Origin of the sequence: Arsenophonus sp. ENCA, assembly GCF_002287155.1 — a bacterium.
GTDB classification, from domain to species: domain Bacteria; phylum Pseudomonadota; class Gammaproteobacteria; order Enterobacterales; family Enterobacteriaceae; genus Arsenophonus; species Arsenophonus nilaparvatae.
In genome coordinates this window covers 1-2,240 of record NZ_NHNG01000176.1, presented here as the reverse complement: position 1 = coordinate 2,240, position 2,240 = coordinate 1, and the positions used below count along the sequence as shown (strand labels likewise).

The following is a 2,240-nucleotide window of genomic DNA, read 5'->3' as shown; positions in this document are numbered from 1 at the left end:
ATTGCCCGTGATCGGGGAGACAGCAAACTCGCCAGTAACACAATCACCATCAAGAAGGAACTGTCCCGCCACCAAAGGGTGTACCGCGCCGGCGAGTGCATAGCGAGTGAAATTGATAAGTCTGCAGAACAGGCGACCATTGAAGGCTACTAGTCAGCCGCCACCAACACCGGAGAGCGGTCAGTCGCCACCAACACCGGAGACGAGTCAGCTGCCACCAACACAGGCGACTGGTCAGCCGCCACCAACACCGGCTGCCAGTCAGTCGCTACCAACACCGGCGAGCGGTCAGCCGCCACCAACACCGGCGACTGGTCAGCCGCAGACGTTAGCGGCGTCGGATCGGTTTCCGCGTCTATTGGCGCGCAGGGTAAGGCCAAAGCCTCCGAGGGCAGCGCGATCGTATTGTGCTACCGCAATGATGAGGGCGGTATTATCCACATCCGTGCCAGCAAGGTGGGTGATAACGGCGTGAAACCGGATACCTGGTATGTGCTTAATGCAAGCGGCGCGTTTGAAGAGGCCGATGATTAACTTCTGGATCAGTTTTGCACTAGAAGCATCTGCACATCAGGGAGGGGATGAGTTGACGGGGATGTGCGTCAGCCGCCCCAAAGTTTTGGAATCACATCCTTAAATAGCAAGGTAATGATACCTGCTATCAAAAACCATTGCAGACGGTCAAATTTAAGCTCCAATCTATCGAATCGTTTTTCAGAGAAATCAAGACGTTTGTCTATCTGCTCGAATCGGTTAGTCATGTCCTTTCGGACATCGGCGATCTGCACTTCAACTTTTTCAAAGCGATGTTCCATATCCTTGCGGACATCAGCAATTTTTGCATCGGTCTTATCGAATCTGGCATCAATATCTTTCCGCGTATCCTCAAGATCGCGTTTGGTAGCAAGATCGGCAACCTCGTGAGATTCACGCACAACAAGGGTTATCGCCTTAGCTTGCTCTCTGTTAAGGCCAGAATTTTCAAGCTTTTCGACAAATTCTTGCGTATCAAATGCGACTTGGCCCATAGAGGATCCTCCTGTTTTTTTCGTAGTTTAACCGATTAGTGAGTGATTCATGCAAAATATTCTTTCTGCGCTGCGGCGAGAGGGCAACGATGACCAACTTGGCCCTTGCATCTCTCCAGCAATCTGGACTATAGTTATACTTAGCACCTTAAGAAAACGGGTGCCGGGTTTGGAATCCCGAGTCAACAAGCGGACATAACAGGCCGCTTTAATGCGGTTTTTTTACGTCCGAAATCAGCGTTACGCCCTACAGAGGCTGTCGCAAAAGAGGTAGTATCATGTTTTTAATGATTTCAATATTTTGATTTTAAAGAAAAAATTAAATTATTTTTATTGTAAATACCCCTTTTGCGACAGCCTCTACAATGGTCGGATGTAACGGGGGAGCCGTAAGGCTCACCGGATTTCTTGTTGACCGGCATTCCAACCCCGTTACGTCTCGCCACCCTGCTTGGAATCAGGGAGCGAGATTTGGAAGACTTCAACAAGAGGCCACCACTATGGTTGCTACTACCCACGCTCACCCTAAATTTACTGATACCTACTGGGTTATCCGTTTAGACTCAAACCGTCCCCCCTATGGCAAAGTGTCATTCACTCGACAAGATCGCCGTACCTTCAACGCCATGTTCAAAGACAGCCGCCTGATATGGGCTGGGCGTCAACCTGTGCATGCAAACGTGGAGGTAAATTAACATGAAAATTGTTGATATCTCCGTTCCTCAACAGGAAAAGATCAAGCTAGAAATTAGCCACGAAAGCCACACGAGGCTTATTAGGGCGATGGAAGTGGCGGGATATATTTACGAGCACATTAGTAAACATTCGTGTGAACATGAGCCAATGCCTTGGCTTCCTGAATTTATTGATTATTTACGGGAAGATATTACGTGCATTTTTAATGAAATCGATAAGTACAGTTGAACGACGACTTATCTAAAAACCTATTTAAAAAATAAAGGAGTCGTTATGACTAACGTTACTTATGCTGATTTTCAATCAGAAGATAAAGCACATTCTCTACCCATAACTGAGAATGGCTTTACTCAGTGGAATAACAATCTCAAAGAAGCGCTTCTACGCGCCCCGATTACATTCCGTCAATATAAAATTTTTGATGCAATTCATAGAATAACGATTGGCTGGGGTAAAGATTACGACCGCATAACAGATATGCAACTCAGTGAAATGACAGGTATCCATCGCACCCAT

The 2,240-nt window shown here is 47.1% G+C and carries 4 protein-coding genes; 3 read left to right on the top strand and 1 reads right to left on the bottom strand.

All coding sequences use genetic code 11. The features are described from left to right. Positions 1–405 precede the first annotated feature (405 nt). Positions 406–534, top strand: coding sequence for a hypothetical protein (locus tag CBG25_RS04590; RefSeq protein ID WP_290604897.1), 129 nt, complete (start codon positions 406–408; stop codon positions 532–534). A 68-nt stretch (positions 535–602) separates the two neighbouring features. Here CBG25_RS04590 and CBG25_RS04585 read toward each other — a convergent pair whose 3' ends face one another. After that, on the bottom strand, positions 603–1,028 hold the full coding sequence (locus tag CBG25_RS04585; protein ID WP_290604895.1) for a hypothetical protein: 426 nt from the start codon (positions 1,026–1,028) through the stop codon (positions 603–605). 696 nt (positions 1,029–1,724) lie between these two features. Between CBG25_RS04585 and CBG25_RS04580 the strand changes: the two genes are divergently transcribed. Both CBG25_RS04580 and CBG25_RS04575 read left to right on the top strand, forming a co-directional pair. Continuing rightward, the gene (locus CBG25_RS04580) at positions 1,725–1,952 is read left to right on the top strand and encodes a hypothetical protein (RefSeq protein WP_290604893.1); all 228 of its coding nucleotides are present in this window, start codon (positions 1,725–1,727) and stop codon (positions 1,950–1,952) included. 45 nt (positions 1,953–1,997) lie between these two features. Then, a partial coding sequence (locus tag CBG25_RS04575; RefSeq protein ID WP_290604891.1) for a replication protein occupies positions 1,998–2,240 on the top strand: 243 nt, incomplete at its 3' end.